Raw genomic sequence first — 26,543 nt, 5'->3', positions numbered from 1 at the left:
TAGTTTAATATTTTGTGGTAATTTTACAAGGTTCGAAACCGATTATTAATGTTCTTCTAGGGCTGGGGCGATTCATAATTATCTGACCATACAGCGAACTCAGACCCTCCAGGTTCACAGAAGTGAAAACGATGACCACCTGGGAAAGCAAATATTTCCAAAGTAATTGTCCCTCCAGCATTGTTGATCTCCTGTTTTATAGTATTGAGATCAGTACTATAGAAAACGGTTAATGCTGCCCCCTGATTTACTTGACTGATTTTATCACTTTGATAAAAGCCGCCATCAATACTTGCTGTCGAAAAGGCGGTATAGTTTGGCCCGTAATCTGTAAATTCCCAAGCAAAAACAGTACTAAAAAACGTTTTGCTTACTTGTAGATCTCGAGATGGGTATTCCAGGTAATTCAGTGATTTATTCTCAGCCATGTTTTACTCTTTAGAAAATGCAGCCATAACTTCGGCGCCGGTTATTTTTCTGCTATTTGCGCTCATTGGGCAGTAATCGGCTTTTTCATCAACAAATATTTCAGTGTCTAGTTCAAACGTTGCATCTTTAAATAGGCCGGCAGGGAGGTAATACGCGTTTGCCTCTTTGAGTAGATAAAATAAGTGCGTACCACATCGATGACAAAACCCACGTTCTGCCCAAGCCGAAGAAGCGAAGCGAGTGATAGCATCCTCTCCTTTAAATGTAACCGCTGAACCTGCTTCTACTGAATAAAGAGGCCCACCGCCCCATGTTCGACACGTTGAGCAGTGACATGCATGCACGTGTTTTTTACTTTCTGTTAATGTAAGTTCTACTTCACCACACAAACAACGGCCAATAGTCATAACCTTTCCTTGAAAGCTGTTTTTATATACAGTACACCTTTATTTAGAAAAGCGATAGTGCTGATTAAAAAAAGACAAAAAAAACCCGGCAAATGCCGGGTTTTTTGAAAGCTAAGTTCTACTTGCGCAGTTTCTGTATTAAGCGCAACTGAGCAATGGCTTCCGCCAACTCGTGTGCAGCTTCTGCGTAATTGAAATCAGCGCCTGGATTGGCGATGTGCTCTTCAGCGCGACGTTTTGCTTCTTCAGCAGCCTGTTCGTCCAAATCTTCTGCACGAACGGCTGTATCAGCGAGAACAGTTACAGTACCAGGTTGTACTTCGAGTACACCGCCTGCTACGTAAATCATCTCTTCTTCACCGTGCTGCTTAACCAAACGCACCATACCAGGTTTAATTGCAGTAATAAGTGGCGCGTGGCCAGGGTGGATACCCAGCTCACCTTCACTTCCAGTTACCTGTAATGTTTCAACCAGACCAGAGAAAATCTCTTTTTCTGCGCTTACTACATCCAGATGAACGGTCATAGCTGCCATTGTAAACTCCTTAGTAAGGAACGTGAATCAAGCCTAGGCAGGTATAATTACCCACCTGGCTTCACTCTTATTTCTTGGCTTTTTCCAACGCTTCGTCGATAGAACCAACCATGTAGAACGCTTGTTCTGGAAGGTGATCATACTCACCGTCCAGAATGCCTTTAAAGCCACTGATAGTGTCTTTCAGAGAAACGTATTTACCAGGAGACCCGGTGAATACCTCTGCTACGAAGAAAGGTTGAGACAAGAAACGTTGAATTTTACGCGCACGGGATACCACTTGCTTGTCTTCTTCAGACAGCTCGTCCATACCCAAAATCGCGATGATGTCTTTCAGCTCTTTATAACGCTGAAGAACAGTCTGTACGCCACGTGCTGTGTCATAGTGCTCTTGACCGATTACAAGCGGGTCAAGTTGACGAGACGTTGAATCCAACGGGTCTACCGCAGGGTAGATACCAAGAGAAGCGATATCACGTGAAAGTACTACCGTTGCGTCCAAGTGAGCAAAGGTTGTCGCAGGAGATGGATCAGTTAAGTCATCAGCAGGTACGTATACCGCTTGGATTGACGTGATTGAACCTGTCTTCGTTGACGTAATACGTTCCTGAAGTACACCCATCTCTTCTGCAAGAGTAGGCTGGTAACCTACCGCAGATGGCATACGACCCAGCAGTGCTGATACCTCAGTACCGGCCAGGGTGTAACGATAGATGTTATCTACGAAGAACAGAACGTCACGACCTTCGTCACGGAACTTCTCAGCCATTGTCAGGCCGGTAAGTGCAACGCGCAGACGGTTACCCGGTGGCTCGTTCATCTGACCGTATACAAGCGATACTTTATCAAGTACGTTTGATTCGTTCATTTCGTGATAGAAATCGTTACCCTCACGAGTACGCTCACCAACACCAGCGAATACTGAGAAACCGCTGTGCTCGATGGCGATGTTACGGATAAGTTCCATCATGTTTACGGTTTTACCTACACCGGCACCACCAAACAGACCAACTTTACCACCCTTAGCGAATGGACAAACCAAGTCGATTACCTTGATACCCGTTTCCAGTAGTTCTACCGAGCTGGATTGATCTTCGTAGCTTGGCGCTTCACGGTGAATAGACATACGCTCTTCTTCACCAATTGGGCCCGCTTCGTCGATTGGGTTACCCAATACATCCATGATACGACCCAGAGTAGATGTACCTACTGGAACCATGATTGGGTTACCGGTATTTTCTACTGCCAGACCACGTTTTAGTCCGTCAGTAGTACCTAGTGCGATGCCTCGAACAACACCGCCACCTAATTGCTGTTGCACTTCCAGGGTTAACCCGGATAAGTCACCTTCGGTAACTCGAAGTGCGTCATACACTCTTGGTACCGCATCTTGTGGAAACTCAATGTCCACAACGGCGCCAATGATTTGGACGACCTTACCTTGACTCATAATTAGTCCTCGTTATCTTTTCTAAACCTTTGCCTACACCGCTGCGGCACCGCCAACAATCTCACTGATTTCCTGTGTGATTGCAGCCTGACGCGCTTTGTTATATACCAGCTGTAACTCATCAATGAGGTTACCGGCATTGTCGGTTGCTGCCTTCATGGCAACCATTCGCGCAGCTTGTTCTGACGCTGCGTTTTCTACAACACCCTGGTACACCTGAGACTCAATATAGCGAACCATTAAAGATTCCAAAATTTCCTTTGGATCAGGCTCGTAAATGTAGTCCCAACGATGTTGGTATTCTTCGTCTTGTGACTTTGGCAAAGGCAATAACTGATTGATCACAGGTTTCTGTGTCATGGTGTTAACGAAGTCATTGAAAACCAGGAAAACCCGGTCAATTTTGCCTTCGTCGTACGCTTTAAGCATAACGCGCACAACACCTACTACATCGGCTACAGACGGTTTATCACCTAAACCCGATTCGGCGGCAAGCAAAGTGCCACCAAAACGATTAAAGAAACCGCATGCCTTTGAACCTAATGCAGCGAAATCCACTTCTACACCCTGGTCGCGCCATTTTTTGACGTCCTGAGTGACAAGCTTAAATTCGTTGGTGTTCAAACCACCACATAAGCCTCGGTCAGTGGAAATCACAATGTAACCAACGCGCTTGATTTCACGCTCTTCCAAATAAGGATGGCGATATTCAAGGTTACCGTTAGCAATGTGACCAATCACTTTAAGCATGTTTTGTGCGTACGGACGGCCATGGGCCATACGTTCCTGCGCCTTTTTCATTTTCGACGCAGCAACCATTTCCATCGCACTGGTAATCTTTTGAGTATTTTTGATACTCCCAATTTTACCTTTTATCTCTTTACCGCTGGCCATGATTATCTCTCCGATTACTCAACGCATTGTGCTGACCTTTTGGGTCAGCACCATTGATTACCAAGTTTGTGTCGCTTTAAAGTTAGTTAAAGCGTCTTTCAACTGAGCATCAATATCATCGTTGTAGTTGCCGGTTTCATTGATAGTCTTCATCAGCTCAGCGTGTGTGCTGTTCATGTAAGCGTGCAGTGCTGCTTCAAAATCAAGGATTTTGCCCAGCTCAACATCTTTCAAGAAGCCTTTTTCAACGGCGTACAAAGAGACACCCATATCAGCAATAGACAGAGGCGCGTATTGCTTCTGCTTCATCAATTCAGTTACGCGCTCACCGTGTTCCAGTTGTTCACGAGTTGCATCGTCAAGGTCAGAAGCGAACTGAGAGAACGCCGCCAATTCACGATACTGAGCAAGGGCCAGACGGATACCGCCACCCAACTTCTTGATGATTTTAGTCTGAGCAGCACCACCAACACGAGATACCGAGATACCAGCGTTAACCGCCGGACGGATACCTGCGTTGAACAAGTCAGTTTCTAAGAAGATCTGACCGTCAGTAATTGAGATTACGTTTGTTGGTACGAACGCAGATACGTCACCCGCTTGGGTTTCGATAATTGGAAGCGCAGTCAGTGAGCCTGTCTTACCTTTTACTTCACCATTGGTGTAGCGTTCTACGTACTTGTCGTTAACACGAGCAGCACGCTCAAGCAAACGGCTGTGAAGGTAGAAAACATCACCAGGATAAGCCTCACGACCAGGAGGACGCTTCAACAACAATGAAATTTGACGGTAAGCAACAGCTTGCTTAGACAAATCATCGTATACGATTAGTGCGTCTTCACCACGGTCACGGAAGTATTCACCCATGGTACAACCAGAGTAAGGTGCAAGGTATTGCAGTGCAGCTGATTCAGATGCAGAGGCAGCAACAACAATGGTGTGAGCCATTGCACCGTGCTCTTCCAGTTTGCGTACTACGTTGGCGATGGTAGAGGCTTTTTGGCCTACCGCTACGTACACACATTTGATACCAGAATCTTTCTGCTTGATGATGGCATCAACAGCCATGGCTGTTTTACCACACTGACGGTCACCGATGATCAACTCACGCTGGCCACGGCCGATTGGGATCATAGAGTCAACAGACTTATAACCCGTTTGTACTGGTTGGTCGACCGATTGACGCTCGATTACACCAGGGGCAATTTTTTCTACCGGCTCAAAACCATCAGATTCAATAGCTCCTTTACCGTCAATCGCTTCACCAAGTGTGTTAACAACACGACCCAGCAAACCAGGACCAACTGGTACTTCAAGGATACGGCCAGTAGATTGTACTTTAGTGCCTTCTTGTAAGTCCGCATACGGACCCATAACAACTGCACCAACTGAGTCACGCTCAAGGTTTAGTGCAATCGCATAGCGACTACCAGGAAGCTCAATCATTTCACCTTGCATTACATCGGCCAGGCCGTGAATGCGGATAATACCGTCGGTTACGGCGACGATAGTCCCTTCGGTGCGTGCTTCACTGGTTACATTAAACTGTTCAATTCGCTTTTTGATCAGTTCTGCAATTTCAGTGGAATTAAGTTGCATACTCTTATCCCCGTTATGCTTGCAACGCGTCTGCGAGACGGTTCAATTTCGATTTTACGGAACCATCAATAACTGTGTCGCCGGCTTTTACTACAAAGCCTGCTACAAGTGCAGGGTCCACGTTACAATTAAGCTTCACTTTACGTGCCAAACGTTTTTCTAACGATGCGCCAATATCTGCTTGCTGAGCTTCAGACAAGGCGGAAGCAGAAGTTAAATCTACTTCCACTTCTTTGTCGTAATCTGCTTTATACGCATTAAATTGCGCAGATATTGCAGGCAAGGCGATCAAACGTTTATTCTCAGCCAACACTTTAATCAAGTTCTGGCCGTGTTCGTCGAGCGTATCACCACACACATTAATGAAAACCTCAGCAAGTTGCTCTGCGGCAACGGCACCGGTTAATAACTGGTGCACGTCTTCGTTTTTGGCAACTTCGCCGGCAAACATCAACATGTCTTGCCATTTGGCAACGGCGTTGTGCTCAACAGCAAAATCGAAAGCTGCTTTAGCGTAGGGGCGAGCAACAGTTGTCAATTCAGACATGGCTCATCTCCCTCTTATAGCTCAGCGACAAGTTTTTCAACAATGTCGTTTTGAGCGTTAGCGTCGATTTCACGTTGAAGAATTTGCTCTGCACCAGCAACAGCCAAAGCGGCTACCTGTGCACGTAATTCTTCCTTGGCACGATTACGTTCAGCTTCAATTTCGGCATAACCGGAAGCGATGATTTTCTCACGCTCGGCGTGGCCTTTTTGCGTCTCATCTTCAACAAGTTGATTAGCACGCTTTTTGGCTTGCTCGATAATTTCAGCTGCTTGCGCTTTCGCGTCTTTCATTTGCTCAGTGGCTTTCGCCTGAGCAAGTTCTAAATCTTTCTCGGCACGCTCAGAAGCTTCCAGCCCATCGGCTATCTTCTTCTGTCGCTCCTCAATTGCTGCCATGATCGGTGGCCAGACTTTCGCCATACAGAACCACACGAAAACAACAAAAGCAATGAGTTCACCGACTAGAGTCATGTTGATATTCACAACCGCTCTCCTCTATTCGTTGATAAACTAAAACCCTGCTTCTTAAACAGCAAACTTAGCGCTTTCAACGAACAGTAAGAATAAGGCAATAGCAACACCGATCATCGCGATAGCATCGATAAGACCCGCTACGATGAACATTTTTACTTGCAGAGTAGGCGCAAGCTCTGGTTGACGAGCAGCAGATTCAAGGAACTTACCACCCAACAGACCGAAGCCGATAGCCGGACCTAATGCACACAGGCCGATCAGGATACCTACTGCAATGTACAGATTACCTAAAATTTCCATAGTTTTTTCACCTTTAGTTTTGAAGTTAAAAAATAAAAATTAAGAATTTAAAAATTAGTGTTCTTCACTGGCCAAACTCAAATACACAATGGTAAGCATCATGAAAATGAAGGCCTGAAGAGGAATAACAAGTAAGTGGAACGCAGCCCAAACGAAGTGCAACGGAAGCTGCCATAAGCCCATTGTACCTGCGATCAGAATGAAGATGAGCTCACCGGCGTACAGGTTACCGAACAAACGAAGCGAAAGAGACAATGGCTTCGCAAGTAGCGATACAACTTCAAGAATAAAGTTGAACCAGTACAACCAGGGCGTATTAAACGGGTGCGCGTATAACTCTTTCAAGAATCCGCCCACACCTTTAATTTTGATGGAGTAGAAGATCATTAGCGCGAAAACGCCGATTGACAACGCAAATGTCATGTTTACGTCTGTCGTAGGTACAACCTTCATATACACGTGATCAGGGTCGTGACCCATAGCAGCGCCAATTTGCTGTGCTATCCACGGCAGGAAATCCACTGGTACCAGGTCCATCAGGTTCATCAACAATACCCATACAAAAATGGTTAGTGCTAATGGTGCTATCAGAGGACTTTTACCGTGGTAGGTACTTTTTACCGTGTTATCAACAAACTCAACGATGAGCTCAATGGCCGCCTGAAACTTACCAGGAACGCCACTTGTCATGCCGTTTGCTGCTTTTTTGAAGATATATAAGAACAGTATTCCCAGACCCACAGACCATGCCAGCGTGTCGACATGAACAGCCATAAAGCCTTCACCGACAGTAGCATTGGTCAAGTGGTGCTGAATATAACCGCTAATGGATTGTTCGCCACCAGATGATGCCATGTTAATTCCCAAATTGTTTAAAGTTAAAAAATTCTGGTGCCTGAATTCACTAACCTTAAGAGGGAAATCAGGCAATTCACACGCAATCTTTAGTTAGTCGTTATTGTTCTGCGTGTAAAAAATAAAATTGCTGGCCACTGCGCTATCATGGCAGTGATGTATCCTATAAACAGCGGTAAAACCGCTACTGTTGTATGTTTAAACACCAGGGCAAAAAGCACCATGGTTAACAACAACTTCAAAACACTGCCCTTGCGAAAGCTCTGTACAACCTGTTTATTTCTTTGAGCACCGGCATACCGGAACGCAAAAAGCGCAAAAACAGCACTTGGTAATACACAGATCCCGGCTCCAATTAAAGCAAATGCAGCACTTTTCTGGCCCAGAAACACAGCAATTACGAGAGAAATAAACAGCCCGGCGCAAAATTGAATTATGATTGTTTTTGCTGCTAACCGTTGCCCTTTGTGGGCGATACTATTTACCACGTTAACCTTAGGCTCTCGTCGCCAATTTAAAAGCGTCAGAAGTATACTGTTTTAACGATAATTTTCAACTATACAACGCATTTTGAAAGTTATTTTGAAAATTTACTTTAACTATGACACGGGAAGCGCATTGTACGTTAAAAGTCAATCAATAACGACTGACATTAACAAATATTTTACTTATGCAGAATGGTTGACTAATTAATTTTGGAGAGAATGCCATCAAGCTGTTCTAAATCATTAAAATTAATGACAATTTTACCTTTACCCCTGGCATTATGATCGATACTCACCTGAGCACCGAGGTTGTCAGATAAACGCGTCATGAGATTTTGAACGTCTGGGTCAATTTTCTTCTCAGCTTTTGGCTTTTCGGGCTCAAGATATTTTCTGACTAGTTTTTCCGTGTCTCTTACCGTCAATCCTTTACCTGAAACCACTTGAGCGGCATCAGTTTGTTGTTCACCTTCAAGCGCCAGTAACGCTCTTGCGTGACCCATCTCAATATCGCCATGCTCAAGTAATAATTTTACGTCTTCATTCAGATTATTCAAACGCAGTAAATTAGTTACTGTGGCTCTTGATTTACCCACCGCTTCCGCTGTTTGTGCATGGGTAAGTTCAAACTCATTCATTAATCGCTGCAAAGCCTGTGCTTCTTCCATAGCATTGAGATCTTCACGCTGAATATTCTCGATCAGAGCAATGGCAACAGCCGCTTCGTCGGGAACATCTTTAATTAAACAAGGTACTACGTCTAATTTAGCAAGTTGTGCAGCTCGCCAGCGACGTTCACCAGCGATAATTTCATAACTGTCTTTAGCCAGCGTTCTTACGACTATGGGCTGAATAACCCCCTGAGAACGTATGGACGATGCCAATTCTTCCAGTGCTTCCGGAGACATATCTTTACGAGGTTGGTATTTTCCCGGCGTAAGAAATTCGATAGGCAGCTTGCTCAATTCGCTCTTATTGGCCAATTGATTTGCAGTTTCCTGATCCTGACGGGCGGAAGAAGACTGACTGGTGGCGAGAAGCGCATCCAGACCGCGTCCTAGTCCTCTTTTTTTAGCAGACATAATTTCCTCAATGACTCGCGCTATAGACTGACAACGTAGTGGCCTAGTTTAACAGATTAACTGGCTTTTGCAGGTTGAATAGATTTTTCCCGGCGACGCAGAATTTCGCCTGCCAAAGACAGATACGCTTTCGCTCCAGCAGAAGACTTATCGTAATACATCGCAGGCATACTGAAACTGGGGGCTTCGGCCAACCGAACGTTGCGCGGTATGACCGTGCGATAAACCTGTTCTCCAAAATGACGCTTAAGTTGCTCTGAAACGTCATTCGCCAAACGATTTCGCGGATCGTACATAGTACGCAATACACCTTCGATTTTTAACTCAGGATTCACCACCGATGCTAGTTTCTGAATGGTGTCCATTAGCGCGGTCAAGCCTTCAAGGGCGTAGTATTCACACTGCATAGGTACCAAAACTGAATCTGCAGCGGCAAGGGCGTTTACGGTAAGCTGGTTTAACGAAGGCGGACAATCGATAAACACAAAATCGTAATAATCCATGACCGGAGCTAGTGCGTTGCGCAAACGAACTTCCCGGGCAAACATTTCCATCAGTTTGATTTCAGCGGCCGTTACATCGCCGTTAGCCGCAATGAGATCATACTTGCCTGAGGTATCTTTGAAAATCACTTCCTCAACAGGCTTTTCCTCGATCAGCAGTTCAAAACACGTAGCTTCGGCTTCGTATTTGTCTAAGCCGCTCGCCATCGTGGCGTTGCCTTGGGGATCAAGATCAATCAGTAAAACTTTACGTTTAGTTGCTGCCATGGAAGCTGCAACATTAACAGCGGTGGTGGTTTTGCCTACACCGCCTTTTTGATTCGCAATTGCGATTACCTTCGCCACAATGTACCCATTAATTTTTTCGAATAGTTACCAGATGACGGTCGCCTTCAAGATCCGGTACTGATAGCTCAGTTACTGACTCGATCTGAAAGTGATCACTCACTTCGTCTATTTCACTTTGAGGGAATTGCCCTTTCAATGCAAGGAAGACTCCTGATGAATCTACCAGATGTTGGCACCAGTGCAACATATCTTTAAGCGAAGCGAATGCCCGACTGAGTACCATATCATAAGATTGCCCAGGCTGGTGCTCTTCAACCCGGCTATGTATTGGGGTGACATTTTGTACACTAAGCTCAAATGCGCATTGCTTCATAAAGCGAACCCGCTTACCCAAACTGTCGAGCAACGTGAAATGCGTGTCGGGAAGCATAATCGCAAGTGGCATTCCCGGTAGTCCTGGCCCTGTACCCACGTCTATCACTTTGTGACCCTTGATATAAGGGGTAACAGCAATTGAATCGAGAATATGCTTAACCATCATTTGTTCCGGGTCTCGGACAGACGTAAGGTTATAAGCTTTATTCCACTTGTGTATGCGCTCTACAAAGCCAACTAACTGGCTTACTTGGGTATCAGAAAGATCTAACTTAAGTTCTTTAGCACCTTGAACCAATATTTGCTGAAGTTTATTTGTATTTACGTTGCTCACGCTGTTTTCAGTTCCTGCTTGCGTAACATGCCGTGTTTTTTCAGATAGACCAACAGCAAAGAAATCGCAGCCGGCGTGATCCCTGAAATCCGCGAGGCCTTGCCGATGGTTTCGGGCCGGGCTTCAGTTAACTTAGCCACAACCTCATTAGATAATCCGGATATTTTACTGTAATCGAAATCTACAGGTAAAAGCGTATTTTCGTGTCGCTGAGACTTTGCGATTTCGTCTAACTGGCGGGCAATATATCCGGCATACTTAATTTGAATTTCAACTTGTTCTGCTGCAATAGGATCTTCTATTCCAGGCCCAAGCTCCTCAATTTGCACTAATGCCTGGTAAGTCATTTCCGGACGTCTGATCAACTCTTCAAGAGAATGTTCTCGACTGACAGGATTTTTTAATAACGGATTCAATTTAGCAGTGGCAGCGTGATCCGGATGGATCCACTGACCTTTTAAACGCTGCATTTCTCGCTCAACGGTGTCTTGCTTCTTGTTAAACGCAGCCCACCGAGCCTCATCGACAAGACCGATTTTATAACCCAGTGCGGTAAGTCTGCTGTCAGCATTGTCTTCACGTAATAACAAACGATATTCAGCGCGGCTGGTAAACATACGATAGGGTTCTTTTGTACCCATAGTTGCCAAATCGTCAACTAATACGCCCATATAAGCTTGGTCTCGTCTGAGAATGAGCGGATCTTTTTCTTGCACTTGTAACGCGGCGTTAGCGCCAGCTATCAAACCCTGCGCACCAGCTTCTTCGTAGCCAGTGGTACCGTTAATTTGTCCGGCGAAGAAAAGCCCGTGAATAAATTTTGTTTCGAGCGTTTGCTTGAGATCCCTCGGATCAAAGAAATCATATTCGATAGCATACCCAGGGCGAATGATGTGCGCATTCTCAAAGCCGCGAATGGAATGTACCAATTTTTGTTGAATATCAAAGGGTAAGCTGGTTGATATACCATTAGGGTAAACTTCAACGCTGGTTAGACCCTCAGGTTCAACAAAGATCTGATGCGAGGCCTTGTCTGCAAAACGGGTAATTTTATCCTCGATACTAGGGCAATAACGGGGCCCAACGCCTTCGATTACCCCGGTAAACATGGGAGAGCGATCCAATCCACTACGAATAATATCGTGAGTTTTTTCATTGGTATGGGTGATGTAGCAACTTATCTGCTCTGGATGCATAGAGCGCGAACCCATAAACGAAAATACCGGTGTTGGTGTATCACCAGGCTGCGGCTGCATTGCGCTGAAATCTAATGTTCTTGCGTCCAGACGGGCAGGGGTACCGGTTTTTAAACGGTCTACTCGAAATGGCAGAGCCCGAAGTCGTTCTGCAAGGGCGATGGATGGCGGATCGCCTGCGCGGCCACCCCGATAATTTTCAAGACCAATATGAATTGTCCCGCCCAGGAAGGTTCCTACTGTCAGAACAACGGTTTTAGCTTTAAATTTGAGTCCCATCTGCGTAACAACACCGGTAACCCGATCATTCTCGACGATAAGGTCGTCACAGCTTTGTTGAAAAACAGACAGATTAGGTTGGTTTTCTACAAAGCTTCGGATAGCCTGACGGTACAAACTTCGATCAGCCTGGGCACGAGTTGCACGTACTGCAGGACCTTTACTTGAGTTTAGTGTACGAAACTGGATCCCACCGTGATCGATCGCCAGTGCCATAGCGCCGCCTAACGCATCGATCTCTTTAACTAAATGGCCTTTTCCGATCCCGCCTATTGCAGGGTTACAAGACATCTGCCCAATAGTTTCCATATTGTGAGTCAGTAGCAGGGTTTTCACCCCCATTCGTGCAGAAGCTAAAGCGGCTTCTGTACCTGCGTGTCCACCACCTACAACGATGACATCAAACGCTTCCTGATAAAACATGGTAAACCTCACAAATAACGGGACTTAACGTGGAACACCTACCTCTTTCATACAATTGGCTGTTTGAAAAAAGGGCGCGTATTTTAGCTGACTTATTAGCTAATGAAAATGGTTAAATTTTCTTCAAGACAATTTAATTTAGTCTCTCTTGCACTCGCTTATAGAATATAAGATCTCTTTTAAGATCTTTATTTTTATATTTATTAGGATCGGCAAGATCTGTGAGTAACTAATATTTCTGATTTCAGATCATGATCTTACCGAATTAATAACATTGGTACAGAGGGGATCATAACCCGGCTGTGATCATGTGTATAACCCCCTGTATTATCCACAGCCGGTATTATTCAAAAAGTTATTCCTTTTGTGATCAAAGCTTATGCACAGCGGTTTCGGGGATCCTATCCACAGCACTGATCAAGATGTGATCGCTCTGGGGATAACTTGTCTAGAAAGATCATGTATGATCACATAATCACCGTATTTTATCTGGCTTAGAGGTGTGATCTGCTTGTGATTAGATCTTTTCCACATGATCATGTATCTCTCTTACAATTGTGATCTAAATTTTTTTGCATCGCTAAGATGCAATGTCAAAAATCAGAGACAAAAATTGATTGATGAAACGTGAAATCAGTCCCGATAATGGGATAACGCTATTAAATAAATGATCGTGGGTTGATGATTTAGCTACCCACCAGAAAAGCAGGTAGCCTTTAAGGGGATTTATCGCAACTGATTAGGCGTGTAGCGGGGGTTAACTTTCTCAGCCTGGTTATGCTCATCCTGACCAAGACTTTCACGTCTGCTCGGCCCACTGAAGCGAACCTTATAGGTGTCGTACTCCTTGATAGATTCAAAACAGTACTTGCCCAGTGCGAGTTCCAATTCATTTAGATTGTGGTTAGTAATGATGATACAGTTTTTCTTGTTGACCAGTCGTTGTCGGAGGAGGTTGCCGAGCCAACTCTGTTGATTTTTCTTCAAAATTGTTTCGTTTACACAAACTTCGTCGAGTATGAGCAAATCTACGTCTAATAATTCTTGATGAGTTTCCCGAAATCGCTGGCCGATGTTGTCCTGAGAACCAAAATCGAATGAAAAATGCCGCATTTCCATTAGGGTAGAGAGTTGCCTGTAGAGAACGGTAATTTCATACTGATCAATGAGTTCATGAGCTATTGCACCAGCAATGTGAGACTTTCCACGTCCGTAGTCACCGTAAAAAAGCATCATGTGTGAGCCGGCCTGACGCCATTCTCTATCGCTATGTGCGGCAATAAACGATTGCGCAATACTCACAGCTTCAATGACATCGTCACTGTCTTCTTTGAGATTAGAGAAGGTCCACCGAGGATTGAGATCAGATCGCCCATGGATATCTGTGATCCGTTTTTTCTTACTTTCCCGCTGTAGTTGCCTTACTTCTTCATTCGCTTTTTTTTCAAATTCCTTTCGCATTGTTTCGTAGTCGGTATAACCTTCCTGTACAGGAGGTTTACCCATTGCCTGCGCAAGTGCGTTAAGTTTATCTTTAAGCGATTGCATAGTTATTAGCTCTTCTTTTTAGCTGCGTATTTTTCTACCAGTTTCCTGGCATTATCATCTGGTTCAATGCCAGGTGCAATGGGCACTTGCTGTGTACCTGCTTTTTTCGTTGTAGTGTAGCTTGGCGTTGCTGTACGTTTGCGCTTCATTGCATAGGCAAACTTTTGCGTCCATTGAAAATGGCTGTACACAGCGTCGGGACGACCCAACCAGTATGCGACGAACTCACCAATATCCTCATCGTTAAAGTCTCTGTCGATGAGTCCAAGGAGATCTGCCATATCAGTAAACAGCGATGGATCAGGACGCCAGCGGCCATGAATAGCTGTGTGTTGTCGATGTAGATGGGTATAGTCGTTTTGGTTCTGGCAAAATAATGGGAGGAGCAGGCGTTGGCCACTTAGGGATTCGCTCAGCGTAATATTCCCCTGAAGTGCTATTAGGCCTTGTTGCTCAAGCTCTGTCAGAATCGAATTAATTTGTTGGCCACGGGTGTACTTTTCTTCGGTCTGATGATTGCCATTGAGCAAGGTGATGAGAAATTTGTAGTTAACCGGTTCTGTTACTCCTGTTGTACTGTTTGCGGTTGGCCTTAGACCCAGACAATAGAGTACACGGCAATCGTTTGATAGCGATGAGGTTAACGCATGGTATTCGGCTTCAGTGAACATACCCGTTATTTTTGTAGCTGCTTGCTAAACCAGTCTACTGCAATGTCTTCTGGAATAGGATGATTGAGTACATCTATGTGAAGTGGTTCGGCAAGCAAAGTGGCACCTGCATTTACGAGCTTCTGCTCCATCGTAATGGCACCAAAGCAAAAAGTGTCGTAACTGCTATCGCCTAATCCAACCACGTAAACATTAACGGCTGATAGATCACACTCTTCCAACGCTGCTGCAAAGGGCTGAATGTTCTCTGGCAAATCGCCTGCACCATGGGTTGAAGTACAAACTACCCATGTGCCCGAGTGTGGCAGTGTTTCTATGTTGGGCTCAAACTGAAGGAGTGTATCGAACCCTGATTTTTTTGCGACTTCTTCCAGCGCTTCTGCTACGTACTCTGAAGCTCCTAATACAGAACCTACAACAATAGACAGGGTGTTTGACATAACTATTTCCCAATACAAAATGACGAGAAGATCCGGCCTAACAAATCGTCAGAAGTGAATTCTCCTGTTATCTCCGTTAGTGCCTGATGTGCCAGACGCAGTTCTTCAGCGAGTAACTCTCCGGCGTGATTGCCCAGTAGTTGTTGTTCACCCGTTTGCACATGGGCGTTTGCCTTAGCCAGCGCGTCCAGATGACGACGACGGGCAATGAACTGTCCTTCAGTGGTGGTGTCCAGGCCCATAGTATCAGCAAGGTGTTGACGAAGTAGTTCTACACCGTTCCCAGTATTGGCTGACAAACCAATGACGGCTATGTCACCATGAAGAGTGTTAATGGTCCGGGCTTCTACAGCTTCTTCGGATAAGTCTGCTTTATTGCGAATAACGGTCGTTGGAATGGCGTTGGGTAGCCGGGCCATAAATTCTGGCCAAATATCATAAGGGTCAACGACATCTGTTTGCGTGCTGTCGACAACAAACAAAACTCTGTCTGCTTCTTCGATGGCTTTCCACGCTCGTTCAATGCCAATTTGTTCAACTTTGTCGGGACTTTCCCGAAGTCCTGCTGTATCGATAATGTGAACGGGCATTCCGTTAATTTCTATGTGCTCTTTAAGCACATCTCTGGTGGTCCCGGCGATGTCTGTAACGATGGCGCTGTCACGACCTGCCAGCGCATTCAGCAAACTGGATTTGCCGGCATTTGGTTTCCCGGCAATAACAATCTGCATACCTTCGCGAAGTAAAGCCCCTTGTTTAGCTTTTGCCTGAACCTGTTTAAGCGTATTGAGAATTGACGCGAGATCGCCTGCTACCTTTCCATCTGATAGAAAATCTATTTCTTCGTCTGGAAAATCAATGGCTGCCTCAACATACATTCTCAAATGAATAATTTCCTCAGACAGGGACGTTATAGTTTTCGAGAATTCCCCTTGTAAGGAACGCAATGCACTTTTTGCTGCCTGAGTAGAGCTGGCATCAATAAGATCAGCAATCGCTTCAGCCTGTGCTAAGTCGAGTTTATCATTTAAGAATGCTTGTTCACTAAACTCACCAGGCTTAGCGAGTCGAACATTATCACAGCTGAGTACAGCGTCGATTAACATGTCCATGACAACCTGGCCGCCGTGACCCTGAAGCTCAAGAACATCTTCACCTGTGAAAGAGTTTGGCCCTTTAAAAAAGAGCGCGATGCCTTGATCTATAACCTCTCCACTTTTACCTAGAAAAGGCGTGTACAGGGCCTGTCTGGGAGATAGTGGTTGCGGTACCATTTGCTTTGCAATAGCGCTCGCTCCAGGCCCTGATATTCTGACAATACCTACGCCGCCGCGGCCAGGCGCAGTTGCTTGTGCAACTATGGTATCTTGTGAGAAAGGCATCGAGGTCATGATTAATCTTTCATATTTTTAAATTGAAATGGTTGCCCCAAGTCAGCACCGCGCACGAGAGCTATAACTTGTTGTAAGTCGTCACGCTTCTTGCCAGTCACGCGAAGTTGATCGCCTTGAATTGCCGTTTGTACTTTAATTTTATTGTCTTTTATCAGCTTGACGATTTTTTTCGCTGTGGCTTGTTCAATACCTTCTTTAAATGCAATGACTTGAGTACAGGTTTTACCCCGTTGATCGTAGTCTTTAACGTCTAAAATACTGGTATCGAGATTTCGTTTTGAACAAGCATTACGAAACATAGATTCTAACTGCTGTAACTGAAACTCGCCTTCAGCTTTCATAACAACGGTTTTTTCTTTAAATTCGATGGTTGCATCAACACCGCGAAAATCAAAACGGGTAGCGAGTTCTCGTTCAGTGTTTTCCGTTGCGTTCCGGACTTCTTCAATGTTGATTTCAGATACGATATCGAAAGATGGCATGGTTTTACCTCTTTTTGAAAAGTCAGCCCGCATGAGCGGGCTGGACGAGTGATTTACTTAGAACTAATGCCTTTCTTTTCCATAGCGGCATAGATGAGTTTAGCCTGTATTAGTGTGATGATATTACTCACCAACCAATAAAGTACTAAACCAGCTGGGAACCAAAGGAAGAATATACTCATCGCCACGGGCATAAATTGCATAATCTTCTGCTGCATTGGGTCGGTCACTGTTGTTGGTTGCAGCTTTTGAAGCAACCACATGCTGGCACCGGTAAGAACTGGCAGTACAAACCAAGGGTCTTTTACGGATAAATCAGTAATCCAAAGGAAGAAGTCTGCATGGCGTAGTTCAACACTTTCAAGCAATACCCAGTACAAAGCCAGGAATATTGGCATCTGCAAGATGATGGGTAAACACCCACCCATTGGATTCACTTTTTCTTTGCGATAAAGATCCATCATGGCCTGTGACATTTTTTGTCTGTCGTCGCCAAACCGATCTTTCAACTGTTGCATTTTAGGCGCCAGGTTGCGCATGCGAGCCATCGACTCATATTGCTTTTTAGTCAACGGGTACATGGCCCCTTTTACTATGACAGTGATAAGAATAATCGCCACACCCCAGTTGCCCACTAAGCTATGCAGGAATTTTAGTAGTGAAAACAGAGGTTGTGATAACCACCATAAAATACCGTAATCCACGGTGAGGTCCAGACCGTTAGCCAACTCTGCCAGAGTATCCTGATCTTTAGGACCAAGATAAAGCTGACTTCCAAGTGTGGCTGTCTCACCTTTTGCTACATTTACAGGTGTGCCTGTGAAACCAATAATGGCGTATTGATTTTGGGAAAACTTGGAGTAAAGATTATTTTCCTGTGATGCGGGGGGGATCCATGCTGCAACAAAATAGTGCTCGAGCATGCCAACCCAACCACCTTCAGTTGCGGCTTTCAGCTTTTTATCTTCGATCTTGTCAAACGTGTACTTCTCATATCGTTCTTCATCGGTACCATAAGCAGCGCCACGGTAAGTAGGCATAAACATATTTCCGCCGTCTGGTACTTCCGTGGTTTGTTTCAGTTGCGCATACTGTAGGAAAGTCGTGTTTTCATTGCTGTTATTAACAATGGTATATGTCAACGCAATATCATGGCTGCCTTTGGTGAAGTTGAAAGTCTTAGTAATATTAAGACCGTCTGCATTTTGCCAGGTCAAGGGCACTGACAATGTATCACCATCCATGACAAAATCAGTTCCAGAAACAGTGTAGCGGGGACGACCCGCCTTATTACCGTCTGGGCCATTTCGCCCTACGAGGCCGCTTTGCGCTATGTATAAGCCATCATTTAGCCGTAGCAAGCTGTAATTTTCTTCTGACCCCTGGGTCAGTGGAAACTTTACTAGGTTTGCTTTAACGACATCTCCACCAACTAAATCAATGCGCAAGTCGAGAGTATCAGTTAACACATGTATATAGCGGTCAGTTGTAGGGGCGGCTTGCTGAATTTGCGCCGGTACATCAGTTTGCACACCTACAGGCACGTCATCATTTGTGACTGAAGCAGATGGGACGCCATTATCCGCGCTACCATCGGCAGATTGGCTGGTTACTGGTTTTACAGGCTGTGGCCCATAATCTTGTTGCCATTGCTGCCAAAGTAAAAAGCTCACTAAGGCGAGGCCAATTAACAGAAAACTGCGTTGCGATTCCATATAGGTCTCTTTAATCTGAGTGTTTATTATTCCGTGGTTCCGGAACGGGATCGATTCCGCCCGGATTGAAAGGGTGGCATTTTAATATGCGTTTAACCGATAACCAACCGCCAATTAGCAATCCGTGCGTTTTTAATGCCTCAATTGCGTAATATGAACAAGTTGGGTGAAAACGACAACGTTGCCCAAGTATCGGTGATATGAACCACTGATAACACTTTACCAGTAAAAGCGGTATAGCGATGGTTATTTTGCGCAGCGTTTTGCGAGCTTTTTCCATTGCTTATCCAAAAGTGAAAATACCTGTTCATTCGACAGCGCATCTGCACCTGATTTACCTACGACGATAATATCAATTGCGGGCAGGGAATGCTGTTGATGGCGGAAACTTTCTCTGATCAGACGTTTAAGTCTGTTTCTTTCGTGTGCTTTCTTAATTCTTTTTTTGGCCAGCGTAATGCCTAATCTGGGATGAGCCTGATTATTCTTTCTGGCTAAAAGGGTAAAAGCGGGGGATACAGCTGGAGTTGCGTTATCAAACACATAAGTAAAGTGGGAGGGAGTTAACAGACGTAACTCCCTGGAAAACGTATTTTCACCCACTTTTGGGATAGTACTCTTAAGCAGAAAGGCGAGCGCGACCTTTAGCACGGCGAGCGGCTAGTACTTTACGACCGTTTTTAGTCGCCATACGAGCACGAAAACCGTGAGAACGCTTGCGCTTTAAGTTGCTCGGTTGAAATGTTCTTTTCATGACCAAAGTCTCACTTTTCTAGTTAAATATCAGACGTTCAATGTAACGCCCATTGTGTCAACCATAATGGTTTTACAGGAGGTCGTTACGCCGCCCATCCAAAAGGACGCTGAATTCTAGAGATCTCGGGGCCTCGTGTCAATGTAATTCGCGTTATAAGTGCAGATTTTTTGTCATTTGTTGAACGTTATTTCATCAGGCGGTGAAGGATTTCCAGCGTGTAATCCCGTTCTTGTGAATAAAAATATATTTTTCATTTAGTTATCCACAATTATTGTTGGTGTAACTATTGATCGCGATAAATGACAGCGAGATCCCAGCGGCTGATCGTCCGTACAGTAGTTTAAATTTTTCAGATTAAAATGTTATATTGCTAATCTAATAATGTTTGATTTCAATAATTTATAATTATGATCTGTCAGTAGTGTAAAGATCGTGATTTACTTTTTTAACAGAAGATCAGATAATCCACAGTGATCAAAATATAAAATAAAATCATCGCTGTTACCCAGACATCAACTTCGTATTCCTCTCGTTTTTCAGCAGGAACGGTCGTTCTTTCATTGTCTTTTTGCGTTTGGTCCTCAGCGTCTTTTGGAGCCATAGATATTATGTCCTTATGGAATATGTGCCTCGAGCGCCTACGCCAGGAATTGCCGACTCAACAATTTAGTATGTGGATAAGACCGCTTACGGCTGAAGAAGAAGCTGGTGTTCTAACCTTATTTGCTCCTAACCGCTTTGTTCTTGATTGGGTTAGAGATAAGTACCGGGATAAGATCACCGAGTTATTTATCGAATTTTGTGGGCAGGATTCACCTCAATTGCATTTGGATGTCGCTGCGCGAGCCTCGAGACCAACCTCCCGAGGAGTTCCACAAACTGCTTCTGGCTTTCCTCCCAGTGCCACGGAACGTTCAGAGCCATCTGGCAATCTCACTGGTGCCCAAGCTGTTGCTGCTTTGCGTGATGCTCAGCAACGCAAACAGCAGGGTAGTACTCAAGGACAAGCTGTTTCTCAATCTGACAACAGGCAACAGAGTGCGGCATCAACGCTTGCCAGTGCTAATCCGTCCGTAGTGCCTATTCCTGAGGCTATGAAGCACAAAAGTAATATTAATCCAACGTATCAGTTTGATAATTTTGTAGAAGGTAAATCAAACCAATTGGCTAGAGCTGCAGCAACGCAAGTAGCGAACAATCCTGGCGGTTCTTATAATCCACTTTTTATTTACGGTGGAACTGGCTTAGGTAAAACGCACCTTCTTCACGCTGTGGGGAATGGTATCGTTATAAACCGTCCGGGTGCTAAAATCGTTTATATGCATTCGGAGCGGTTCGTTCAGGATATGGTTAAGGCGTTGCAAAATAACGCTATCGAAGATTTCAAACGATTTTATCGCTCGGTTGATGCGCTGCTCATTGATGATATTCAGTTCTTCGCAAATAAAGAACGTTCTCAGGAAGAGTTTTTCCACACGTTCAATGCATTATTGGAAGGCAACCAACAAATCATTCTTACTTCTGATCGTTACCCCAAGGAAATTGATGGGGTAGAGGACAGGTTAAAGTCGCGATTCGGTTGGGGTTTAACTATTGCTATTGAGCCACCGGAACTGGAAACCCGTGTAGCTATTCTTATGCGTAAAGCTGCGGAAAACCGCATTCACTTACCAGATGAAGTAGCCTTTTTCATCGCTAAGCGTTTACGCTCAAATGTTAGAGAATTGGAAGGGGCGTTAAATCGGGTTATCGCCAATGCTAATTTTACTGGCAGACCTATTACTATCGATTTTGTCCGAGAAGCATTGCGGGATTTACTTGCGTTACAGGAAAAGTTGGTAACGGTAGACAATATTCAGAAAACCGTAGCAGATTATTATAAGATAAAAGTGTCTGATATCTTATCTAAGCGACGCAGTCGTAGTGTTGCCCGTCCAAGACAAGTTGCAATGGCACTGGCTAAAGAGCTGACGAACCACAGCTTACCTGAATTGGGAAATGCATTTGGCGGCAGGGATCACACCACTGTACTTCACGCGTGCAGAAAAATAGAGCAGCTTAGAGAAGAAAGTCATGATATAAAAGAAGACTATAAGAACTTGATTCGTACTTTATCCTCTTAACTCTTGGAACATTCCGGGCGGGAAAGTAAATAAATGAAATTTACCATCAGTCGAGAAAATTTTTTGCAGCCGTTGCAGTTAGTCTCCGGTGCAGTAGAGCGTCGCCACACTTTACCTATTCTTTCTAATGTATTAATTAAAGTTAGTGAGGATGCACTTTGGCTAACAGGCACGGATTTAGAGGTTGAACTCATTGCGAGTATGCGTCTTGAAGGCGATTTTGAAGAAGGCGAGATCACCGTTCCAGCTAAGAAGTTATTTGATATTTGTCGGGGTATTGCCGATGGTACAGAAATTCAATTTACCCTAGATGGAAATAAAGCCCTCATACGGGCCGGTCGTGGTCGCTATACACTCTCTACTTTATCTGCCAATGATTATCCTAACCTCGAAGACTGGGAAGGCGAGGTTGAGTTCGAAGTTGCTTCCACAGATTTAAAGCGTCTTATTAACAGCACACACTTTTCAATGGCTCAACAAGACGTTCGATACTATTTGAACGGCATGTCATTGGAAACTGAAGATAATATAATTCGGACTGTAGCAACTGATGGTCACAGGCTTGCATTATGTCGGTTAGAATATAGCGAGGCGTCTTTACCGTCTCGCCAAGTTATTATCCCTAGAAAAGGGGTATTGGAAATATCCAGGCTTATTGGTGACGAAGAACGCTCTATTAAAGTGCAGATAGGTGCAAACCATATACGCATGTTTTCCAGTGAATTTATATTCACCAGTAAACTCGTTGATGGACGTTTTCCAGACTATCGCAGAGTGTTACCTCGCGACGGTGATAAAACCATCGTTGCAAGTAAGGCTGTGTTGAAAGATGCATTCGCACGAGCAGCTATATTGTCTAATGAAAAGTTCCGGGGTGTTCGCTTGAATTTAGCCAGTGGCGAATTGAAGATAACCGCAAATAACCCGGAACAAGAAGAAGCTGAAGAAATTGTCGATGTTAATTATGAAGGTGATGATTTAGAAATCGGGTTCAACGTGGCGTATTTAATTGATGTACTTAATGCGCTTACTACTGAAGAAGTTCAACTTCTCCTTTCTGATTCAAACTCCAGTGCGTTAATTCAAAATTCTGGTGATGATTCAGCCTTATATGTCATTATGCCCATGCGTTTGTAACACGAAAATGGCGCGCTCGAATATTGATTTGGGTGTGCCTTTTCTAGTGTGTCTACGAGTTTATTTATGAAACTGGACAATGTCCAACTGTCTGACTTTCGAAATATCGCCAGCGCTTCCTTCTTTCCTTCTCCTTCTCTCACATTAATTAGTGGTAAGAACGGCAGTGGAAAATCTTCGTTGATCGAGTCGCTATTCTATCTCGGTTTTGGTCGCTCTTTTCGTACTGCCAAGCATGGCTCAGTCATTAAAAATGATGCCGAAAAATTTAATGTATTTGCAAGGTGCACTGATGACGTTGGAGAACCGCTTTCTGTTGGTTTGCAAAGAAGTAGGAATGAGCAGTTCTTGTGCTCGATTAATGGTGAGCATTCAAATCGTCTAACCGACCTTGTTAGTCGGATACCATTGCAGCTTTTTACTCCTCAAAGTACAGACCTCATAATAGGTTCTCCTGGAGAACGTCGCCGATTCGTAGATTGGGGATTGTTCCACGTGGAACAAAACTTCAATAGAGTTTTCCAAACCTATCATAAATTGCTGAAGAATAGGAACGCGCTTCTCAAACAGGGAGCATCACTTACAGCAAAAGAGAACGCCTACTGGGAGCAACAACTAGCGATCTTGGGGGAAGACCTCAATTCAATGAGAAAATCCTATGTAGAAGAGTTACAGGGCGTATTTAATCGTATTTCAAGTGAATTTCTACCTGAGTTTTCTCTCGAAATTTCGTATTATAAGGGGTGGGAAAAAGAACTTTCCTTAGCGGAAAGTTTAGTTAAAAAAAGTACAAATGATCAAAAATTAGGTTTTACATCATCCGGGCCACATAAGTCAGATTTACGATTTAAGGTCGATGGAACAGTTGCTCAGGAATTACTTTCGAGAGGGCAATTAAGAATGGCTGTTGCGGCACTTCAATTGGCGCAAACGAAGTTGTTTCAACAGCAAACAGATCGTAAGAGTATCTTTTTGCTCGATGATGTCGGCGCTGAGCTTGATATCGAAAAGCGAGAAAGTTTTATTGATGGGTTGCTTGCTATGGATACACAGCTATTTGTAACAGCAATTGAACGCGAGCAACTCGCATTTATTGATAAATATAAAGATAAAAAAATGTTTCACGTGGAACATGGCCGCGTGAACGAGGAGTAAAGGTTACAGTATGTCAGAGCAAAATAACTACGACTCGTCCAGTATTAAAGTACTGAAAGGATTGGATGCAGTACGCAAAAGACCTGGTATGTATATCGGTGACACCGATGATGGTACTGGTTTGCACCATATGGTATTTGAAGTTGTAGATAATTCTATAGACGAAGCCCTGGCAGGCTATTGTTCTGAGATTTTAATACAAATACATTCCGACGGCTCGGTGTCCGTATCAGATAATGGACGTGGAATTCCGACATCAATTCACCCGGAAGAAGGTGTATCAGCAGCTGAAGTTATCATGACTGTTCTTCACGCTGGCGGTAAATTTGACGATAATTCCTATAAAGTATCAGGTGGATTGCACGGCGTAGGCGTTTCTGTTGTAAACGCACTGTCAAGTAAACTAAAGCTTAAAATTCGACGTGAAGGCAAAGTACACGAGCAAGAATATCAGCATGGTGTTCCTCAAGAGCCATTAGCCGTAACGGGAGACACAGATAAATCTGGTACTTCTGTTAGATTTTGGCCAAGTACAGACACCTTTACTGATACCTTGTTTCATTACGAAATTCTTGCCAAGCGCTTAAGAGAGCTTTCTTTTCTTAATTCTGGCGTTTCCATTCGTCTTAAAGATGAGCGTGATGGTAAAGAAGATCACTTCATGTATGAAGGCGGAATCCAAGCCTTTGTTGAATATTTGAATCAAAACAAAACACCAGTTCATCAGAAAGTATTTCATTTCTCGTCAGAAAGAGAAGATGGCATTTCTGTAGAAGTGGCCATGCAGTGGAACGATGGATTCCAAGAGAGCATTTTTTGTTTTACTAACAATATCCCTCAGCGTGATGGCGGAACGCACTTAGCTGGTTTTCGTGGCGCATTAACGCGAACACTGAATAACTATATGGAAAAAGAGGGCCTAAACAAAAAAGCGAAAACAAACGCAAGTGGTGACGATGCAAGAGAAGGGCTAACAGCAGTAATTTCTGTCAAAGTACCTGATCCTAAGTTCTCATCACAGACAAAGGACAAGCTGGTATCTTCAGAAGTCCGTCCTGCCGTTGAGTCGGCAATGAACGAAAAGTTAGCGGATTATCTACTAGAGAACCCACAGGAAAGCAAAATTATTGCTTCAAAAATTATTGATGCAGCTAGAGCTCGCGAAGCAGCAAGAAAAGCCAGAGAGATGACCAGAAGAAAAGGTGCTCTGGATTTGGCAGGTTTACCAGGAAAACTAGCTGACTGTCAGGAAAAAGACCCTGCGCTATCTGAACTCTACATAGTGGAGGGTGACTCCGCTGGCGGTTCTGCAAAGCAAGGTCGCAATAGAAAAAACCAAGCTATTCTACCGTTAAAAGGTAAAATTCTTAATGTAGAAAAAGCGCGTTTTGACAAGATGCTATCTTCTCAGGAAGTAGCGACATTAATTACAGCATTAGGCTGTGGAATTGGAAGAGACGAGTACAACCCTGAGAAGCTCCGTTATCACAGTATTATTATCATGACAGATGCTGACGTAGATGGCTCACATATTCGTACTTTGCTACTGACATTCTTCTATCGTCAAATGCCGGAAATCATTGAACGGGGTTACGTTTATATTGCTCAACCTCCTTTGTACAAAGTGAAGAAGGGGAAACAAGAGCAGTACCTCAAAGATGATGAGTCACTAACCAACTACCTAACATCTATTGCTGTTGATGGCGCCGCACTTTATACCAGTGAAGACTCACCGGGAATTAGCGGCATAGCACTGGAAAATCTCGTTAAACAATATCAAGGCGTTGAGAAAATGATAAAGCGCCTGCATCGTTTAATGCCACCAGCCATTCTGTATCGATTGATCTACTCGCCAACACTAAATGTAGACGATCTCAAAGACGAAGGGACGCTTAACAATGTTGCAGAGAAATTTGTTGCTAGCCTGAACGAGCGAGAAAACGACGGCGCTACGTATCGCTATGAAATTCAAAAAGATGATGAACTGAATGAATTTTACATCGAAATCATAATGCGAATGCACGGTATTGATTACTCGTATAAGCTTAACCACGATTTCATAGAATCAACGGATTACGGCAGAATTAGAGACCTGAATGAAGCTATAAACGATATGATGAATGATTCTGCCTACGTGCAGCGTGGTGAGCGTAAACAGCCCGTAGAGTCGTTTAAAGAAGCGCTGGAATGGTTGATGAACGAAGCAAAAAGAGGCCAATATATTCAACGCTATAAAGGTCTTGGTGAAATGAACCCTGAGCAGTTATGGGAGACAACGATGGATCCTGAAGGCCGCCGCATGCTGCAGGTAACCATTGAAGATGCTATTGCTTGTGACCAATTGTTTACTACATTGATGGGAGATCAGGTTGAGCCTCGCAGAAACTTCATTGAAGAGAATGCACTTAAAGTGGAAAACCTAGACGTGTAGTAATGTTGTTCAATCTCGGCTAACTTGACTTTAAATTTAATTTTAACGACCGAGATATTAGTGAAGTTGTTAGACTATAATGAAGAAAGCCCACAATAGTTATTGTGGGCTTTTTCTATATGTAAAACTAACAACTGTATTACTAGATAGCAAAGGGGGGACAATAGTTGTTAAATAAAGCATCTAAAAACAACTGTATAAGTGATGCAACTCACGCCTATTGTTGCCATTGA

The 26,543-nt window shown here is 44.1% G+C and carries 29 protein-coding genes; 4 read left to right on the top strand and 25 right to left on the bottom strand.

What is annotated here, in order from left to right:
* Positions 1-56 precede the first annotated feature (56 nt).
* The 25 genes from ACXACM_RS03250 to ACXACM_RS03130 all read right to left on the bottom strand — a co-directional run bounded on the left by ACXACM_RS03250 (position 57) and on the right by ACXACM_RS03130 (position 20,065).
* The gene (locus tag ACXACM_RS03250; protein WP_474819762.1) at positions 57-428 is read right to left on the bottom strand and encodes a VOC family protein; all 372 of its coding nucleotides are present in this window, start codon (positions 426-428) and stop codon (positions 57-59) included.
* Positions 429-431: 3 nt separating this feature from the next.
* On the bottom strand, positions 432-836 hold the full coding sequence (locus ACXACM_RS03245; protein ID WP_474819761.1) for a GFA family protein: 405 nt from the start codon (positions 834-836) through the stop codon (positions 432-434).
* Between the two features lie 118 nt (positions 837-954).
* Positions 955-1,371: a F0F1 ATP synthase subunit epsilon gene (locus ACXACM_RS03240; RefSeq protein ID WP_474819760.1), complete on the bottom strand. Its 417-nt coding sequence runs from the start codon at positions 1,369-1,371 to the stop codon at positions 955-957.
* Positions 1,372-1,438: 67 nt separating this feature from the next.
* Entirely contained in the window at positions 1,439-2,821 is a 1,383-nt protein-coding gene (gene atpD, locus ACXACM_RS03235; RefSeq protein ID WP_474819758.1) for a F0F1 ATP synthase subunit beta, read from the bottom strand.
* A gap of 33 nt (positions 2,822-2,854) precedes the next feature.
* Positions 2,855-3,715, bottom strand: a complete 861-nt coding sequence (gene atpG, locus ACXACM_RS03230) for a F0F1 ATP synthase subunit gamma (protein WP_474819757.1) — start codon at positions 3,713-3,715, stop codon at positions 2,855-2,857.
* Positions 3,716-3,772: 57 nt separating this feature from the next.
* On the bottom strand, positions 3,773-5,314 hold the full coding sequence (gene atpA, locus ACXACM_RS03225) for a F0F1 ATP synthase subunit alpha (protein ID WP_474819756.1): 1,542 nt from the start codon (positions 5,312-5,314) through the stop codon (positions 3,773-3,775).
* Positions 5,315-5,327: 13 nt separating this feature from the next.
* On the bottom strand, positions 5,328-5,861 hold the full coding sequence (gene atpH / locus ACXACM_RS03220) for a F0F1 ATP synthase subunit delta (RefSeq protein WP_474819755.1): 534 nt from the start codon (positions 5,859-5,861) through the stop codon (positions 5,328-5,330).
* A 14-nt stretch (positions 5,862-5,875) separates the two neighbouring features.
* Entirely contained in the window at positions 5,876-6,346 is a 471-nt protein-coding gene (gene atpF / locus ACXACM_RS03215; RefSeq protein WP_474819754.1) for a F0F1 ATP synthase subunit B, read from the bottom strand.
* A gap of 42 nt (positions 6,347-6,388) precedes the next feature.
* Positions 6,389-6,637 carry a F0F1 ATP synthase subunit C gene (atpE, locus tag ACXACM_RS03210; protein ID WP_073318383.1) on the bottom strand — a complete coding sequence of 83 codons (249 nt, stop codon included), beginning with the start codon at positions 6,635-6,637 and terminating at the stop codon, positions 6,389-6,391.
* Between the two features lie 54 nt (positions 6,638-6,691).
* Positions 6,692-7,492, bottom strand: a complete 801-nt coding sequence (gene atpB / locus ACXACM_RS03205) for a F0F1 ATP synthase subunit A (protein ID WP_474819752.1) — start codon at positions 7,490-7,492, stop codon at positions 6,692-6,694.
* An 89-nt stretch (positions 7,493-7,581) separates the two neighbouring features.
* Positions 7,582-7,980, bottom strand: coding sequence for an ATP synthase subunit I (locus ACXACM_RS03200; RefSeq protein ID WP_474819751.1), 399 nt, complete (start codon positions 7,978-7,980; stop codon positions 7,582-7,584).
* Positions 7,981-8,177: 197 nt separating this feature from the next.
* On the bottom strand, positions 8,178-9,059 hold the full coding sequence (locus ACXACM_RS03195) for a ParB/RepB/Spo0J family partition protein (RefSeq protein ID WP_474819750.1): 882 nt from the start codon (positions 9,057-9,059) through the stop codon (positions 8,178-8,180).
* Positions 9,060-9,115: 56 nt separating this feature from the next.
* Positions 9,116-9,907 carry a ParA family protein gene (locus tag ACXACM_RS03190; RefSeq protein ID WP_474819748.1) on the bottom strand — a complete coding sequence of 264 codons (792 nt, stop codon included), beginning with the start codon at positions 9,905-9,907 and terminating at the stop codon, positions 9,116-9,118.
* Between the two features lie 10 nt (positions 9,908-9,917).
* Positions 9,918-10,559 carry a 16S rRNA (guanine(527)-N(7))-methyltransferase RsmG gene (rsmG, locus tag ACXACM_RS03185; RefSeq protein ID WP_474819747.1) on the bottom strand — a complete coding sequence of 214 codons (642 nt, stop codon included), beginning with the start codon at positions 10,557-10,559 and terminating at the stop codon, positions 9,918-9,920.
* Positions 10,556-12,457, bottom strand: a complete 1,902-nt coding sequence (mnmG, locus tag ACXACM_RS03180; protein WP_474819746.1) for a tRNA uridine-5-carboxymethylaminomethyl(34) synthesis enzyme MnmG — start codon at positions 12,455-12,457, stop codon at positions 10,556-10,558. The genes rsmG and mnmG overlap by 4 nt, the downstream gene beginning before the upstream one ends.
* Positions 12,458-13,183: 726 nt before the next feature.
* The gene (locus tag ACXACM_RS03175; protein ID WP_474819744.1) at positions 13,184-14,005 is read right to left on the bottom strand and encodes an ATP-binding protein; all 822 of its coding nucleotides are present in this window, start codon (positions 14,003-14,005) and stop codon (positions 13,184-13,186) included.
* A gap of 5 nt (positions 14,006-14,010) precedes the next feature.
* Positions 14,011-14,676 carry a DnaT-like ssDNA-binding domain-containing protein gene (locus ACXACM_RS03170; RefSeq protein ID WP_474819743.1) on the bottom strand — a complete coding sequence of 222 codons (666 nt, stop codon included), beginning with the start codon at positions 14,674-14,676 and terminating at the stop codon, positions 14,011-14,013.
* 5 nt (positions 14,677-14,681) lie between these two features.
* On the bottom strand, positions 14,682-15,116 hold the full coding sequence (locus ACXACM_RS03165; protein WP_474819741.1) for a flavodoxin domain-containing protein: 435 nt from the start codon (positions 15,114-15,116) through the stop codon (positions 14,682-14,684).
* Between the two features lie 2 nt (positions 15,117-15,118).
* The gene (gene mnmE, locus ACXACM_RS03160) at positions 15,119-16,507 is read right to left on the bottom strand and encodes a tRNA uridine-5-carboxymethylaminomethyl(34) synthesis GTPase MnmE (RefSeq protein ID WP_474819739.1); all 1,389 of its coding nucleotides are present in this window, start codon (positions 16,505-16,507) and stop codon (positions 15,119-15,121) included.
* A 2-nt stretch (positions 16,508-16,509) separates the two neighbouring features.
* The gene (locus ACXACM_RS03155; protein WP_474819738.1) at positions 16,510-16,992 is read right to left on the bottom strand and encodes a YajQ family cyclic di-GMP-binding protein; all 483 of its coding nucleotides are present in this window, start codon (positions 16,990-16,992) and stop codon (positions 16,510-16,512) included.
* 53 nt (positions 16,993-17,045) lie between these two features.
* Positions 17,046-18,707: a membrane protein insertase YidC gene (yidC, locus tag ACXACM_RS03150; RefSeq protein WP_474819737.1), complete on the bottom strand. Its 1,662-nt coding sequence runs from the start codon at positions 18,705-18,707 to the stop codon at positions 17,046-17,048.
* A gap of 10 nt (positions 18,708-18,717) precedes the next feature.
* On the bottom strand, positions 18,718-18,966 hold the full coding sequence (gene yidD / locus ACXACM_RS03145; protein ID WP_474824197.1) for a membrane protein insertion efficiency factor YidD: 249 nt from the start codon (positions 18,964-18,966) through the stop codon (positions 18,718-18,720).
* Complete coding sequence (rnpA, locus tag ACXACM_RS03140) at positions 18,954-19,310, bottom strand: ribonuclease P protein component (protein ID WP_474819736.1); 357 nt, start codon at positions 19,308-19,310, stop codon at positions 18,954-18,956. Before rnpA ends, yidD begins: the two co-directional genes overlap by 13 nt.
* Before the next feature lie 16 nt (positions 19,311-19,326).
* The gene (gene rpmH / locus ACXACM_RS03135) at positions 19,327-19,461 is read right to left on the bottom strand and encodes a 50S ribosomal protein L34 (protein WP_014290886.1); all 135 of its coding nucleotides are present in this window, start codon (positions 19,459-19,461) and stop codon (positions 19,327-19,329) included.
* Positions 19,462-19,909: 448 nt separating this feature from the next.
* Entirely contained in the window at positions 19,910-20,065 is a 156-nt protein-coding gene (locus ACXACM_RS03130; protein WP_474819735.1) for a hypothetical protein, read from the bottom strand.
* A 7-nt stretch (positions 20,066-20,072) separates the two neighbouring features.
* Between ACXACM_RS03130 and dnaA the strand changes: the two genes are divergently transcribed.
* The 4 genes from dnaA to gyrB all read left to right on the top strand — a co-directional run bounded on the left by dnaA (position 20,073) and on the right by gyrB (position 26,310).
* Positions 20,073-21,587 carry a chromosomal replication initiator protein DnaA gene (gene dnaA, locus ACXACM_RS03125; RefSeq protein ID WP_474819734.1) on the top strand — a complete coding sequence of 505 codons (1,515 nt, stop codon included), beginning with the start codon at positions 20,073-20,075 and terminating at the stop codon, positions 21,585-21,587.
* A gap of 33 nt (positions 21,588-21,620) precedes the next feature.
* Entirely contained in the window at positions 21,621-22,724 is a 1,104-nt protein-coding gene (dnaN, locus tag ACXACM_RS03120) for a DNA polymerase III subunit beta (protein WP_474819733.1), read from the top strand.
* Positions 22,725-22,790: 66 nt separating this feature from the next.
* Complete coding sequence (gene recF / locus ACXACM_RS03115) at positions 22,791-23,879, top strand: DNA replication/repair protein RecF (RefSeq protein ID WP_474819731.1); 1,089 nt, start codon at positions 22,791-22,793, stop codon at positions 23,877-23,879.
* A 10-nt stretch (positions 23,880-23,889) separates the two neighbouring features.
* The gene (gyrB, locus tag ACXACM_RS03110) at positions 23,890-26,310 is read left to right on the top strand and encodes a DNA topoisomerase (ATP-hydrolyzing) subunit B (RefSeq protein ID WP_474819730.1); all 2,421 of its coding nucleotides are present in this window, start codon (positions 23,890-23,892) and stop codon (positions 26,308-26,310) included.
* Positions 26,311-26,543 lie beyond the last annotated feature (233 nt).

The organism is Alteromonas sp. AWQ4_252 (genome assembly GCF_056158205.1).
Note: the sequence above shows the minus strand (reverse complement) of the source record. Positions and strands in the feature narration are given on the sequence as shown.

Bases quoted from the DNA above. Each gene is read 5' to 3' on its own strand.
- ACXACM_RS03250 (WP_474819762.1), bottom strand. From the start codon at position 428: ATGGCTGAGAATAAATCACTGAATTACCTGGAATACCCATCTCGAGAT.
- ACXACM_RS03245 (WP_474819761.1), bottom strand. From the start codon at position 836: ATGACTATTGGCCGTTGTTTGTGTGGTGAAGTAGAACTTACATTAACA.
- ACXACM_RS03240 (WP_474819760.1), bottom strand. From the start codon at position 1,371: ATGGCAGCTATGACCGTTCATCTGGATGTAGTAAGCGCAGAAAAAGAG.
- atpD (WP_474819758.1), bottom strand. From the start codon at position 2,821: ATGAGTCAAGGTAAGGTCGTCCAAATCATTGGCGCCGTTGTGGACATT.
- atpG (WP_474819757.1), bottom strand. From the start codon at position 3,715: ATGGCCAGCGGTAAAGAGATAAAAGGTAAAATTGGGAGTATCAAAAAT.
- atpA (WP_474819756.1), bottom strand. From the start codon at position 5,314: ATGCAACTTAATTCCACTGAAATTGCAGAACTGATCAAAAAGCGAATT.
- atpH (WP_474819755.1), bottom strand. From the start codon at position 5,861: ATGTCTGAATTGACAACTGTTGCTCGCCCCTACGCTAAAGCAGCTTTC.
- atpE (WP_073318383.1), bottom strand. From the start codon at position 6,637: ATGGAAATTTTAGGTAATCTGTACATTGCAGTAGGTATCCTGATCGGC.
- atpB (WP_474819752.1), bottom strand. From the start codon at position 7,492: ATGGCATCATCTGGTGGCGAACAATCCATTAGCGGTTATATTCAGCAC.
- ACXACM_RS03195 (WP_474819750.1), bottom strand. From the start codon at position 9,059: ATGTCTGCTAAAAAAAGAGGACTAGGACGCGGTCTGGATGCGCTTCTC.
- mnmG (WP_474819746.1), bottom strand. From the start codon at position 12,457: ATGTTTTATCAGGAAGCGTTTGATGTCATCGTTGTAGGTGGTGGACAC.
- ACXACM_RS03175 (WP_474819744.1), bottom strand. From the start codon at position 14,005: ATGCAATCGCTTAAAGATAAACTTAACGCACTTGCGCAGGCAATGGGT.
- ACXACM_RS03170 (WP_474819743.1), bottom strand. From the start codon at position 14,676: ATGTTCACTGAAGCCGAATACCATGCGTTAACCTCATCGCTATCAAAC.
- ACXACM_RS03165 (WP_474819741.1), bottom strand. From the start codon at position 15,116: ATGTCAAACACCCTGTCTATTGTTGTAGGTTCTGTATTAGGAGCTTCA.
- mnmE (WP_474819739.1), bottom strand. From the start codon at position 16,507: ATGACCTCGATGCCTTTCTCACAAGATACCATAGTTGCACAAGCAACT.
- ACXACM_RS03155 (WP_474819738.1), bottom strand. From the start codon at position 16,992: ATGCCATCTTTCGATATCGTATCTGAAATCAACATTGAAGAAGTCCGG.
- yidC (WP_474819737.1), bottom strand. From the start codon at position 18,707: ATGGAATCGCAACGCAGTTTTCTGTTAATTGGCCTCGCCTTAGTGAGC.
- rpmH (WP_014290886.1), bottom strand. From the start codon at position 19,461: ATGAAAAGAACATTTCAACCGAGCAACTTAAAGCGCAAGCGTTCTCAC.
- ACXACM_RS03130 (WP_474819735.1), bottom strand. From the start codon at position 20,065: ATGGCTCCAAAAGACGCTGAGGACCAAACGCAAAAAGACAATGAAAGA.
- dnaA (WP_474819734.1), top strand. From the start codon at position 20,073: ATGTCCTTATGGAATATGTGCCTCGAGCGCCTACGCCAGGAATTGCCG.
- dnaN (WP_474819733.1), top strand. From the start codon at position 21,621: ATGAAATTTACCATCAGTCGAGAAAATTTTTTGCAGCCGTTGCAGTTA.
- recF (WP_474819731.1), top strand. From the start codon at position 22,791: ATGAAACTGGACAATGTCCAACTGTCTGACTTTCGAAATATCGCCAGC.
- gyrB (WP_474819730.1), top strand. From the start codon at position 23,890: ATGTCAGAGCAAAATAACTACGACTCGTCCAGTATTAAAGTACTGAAA.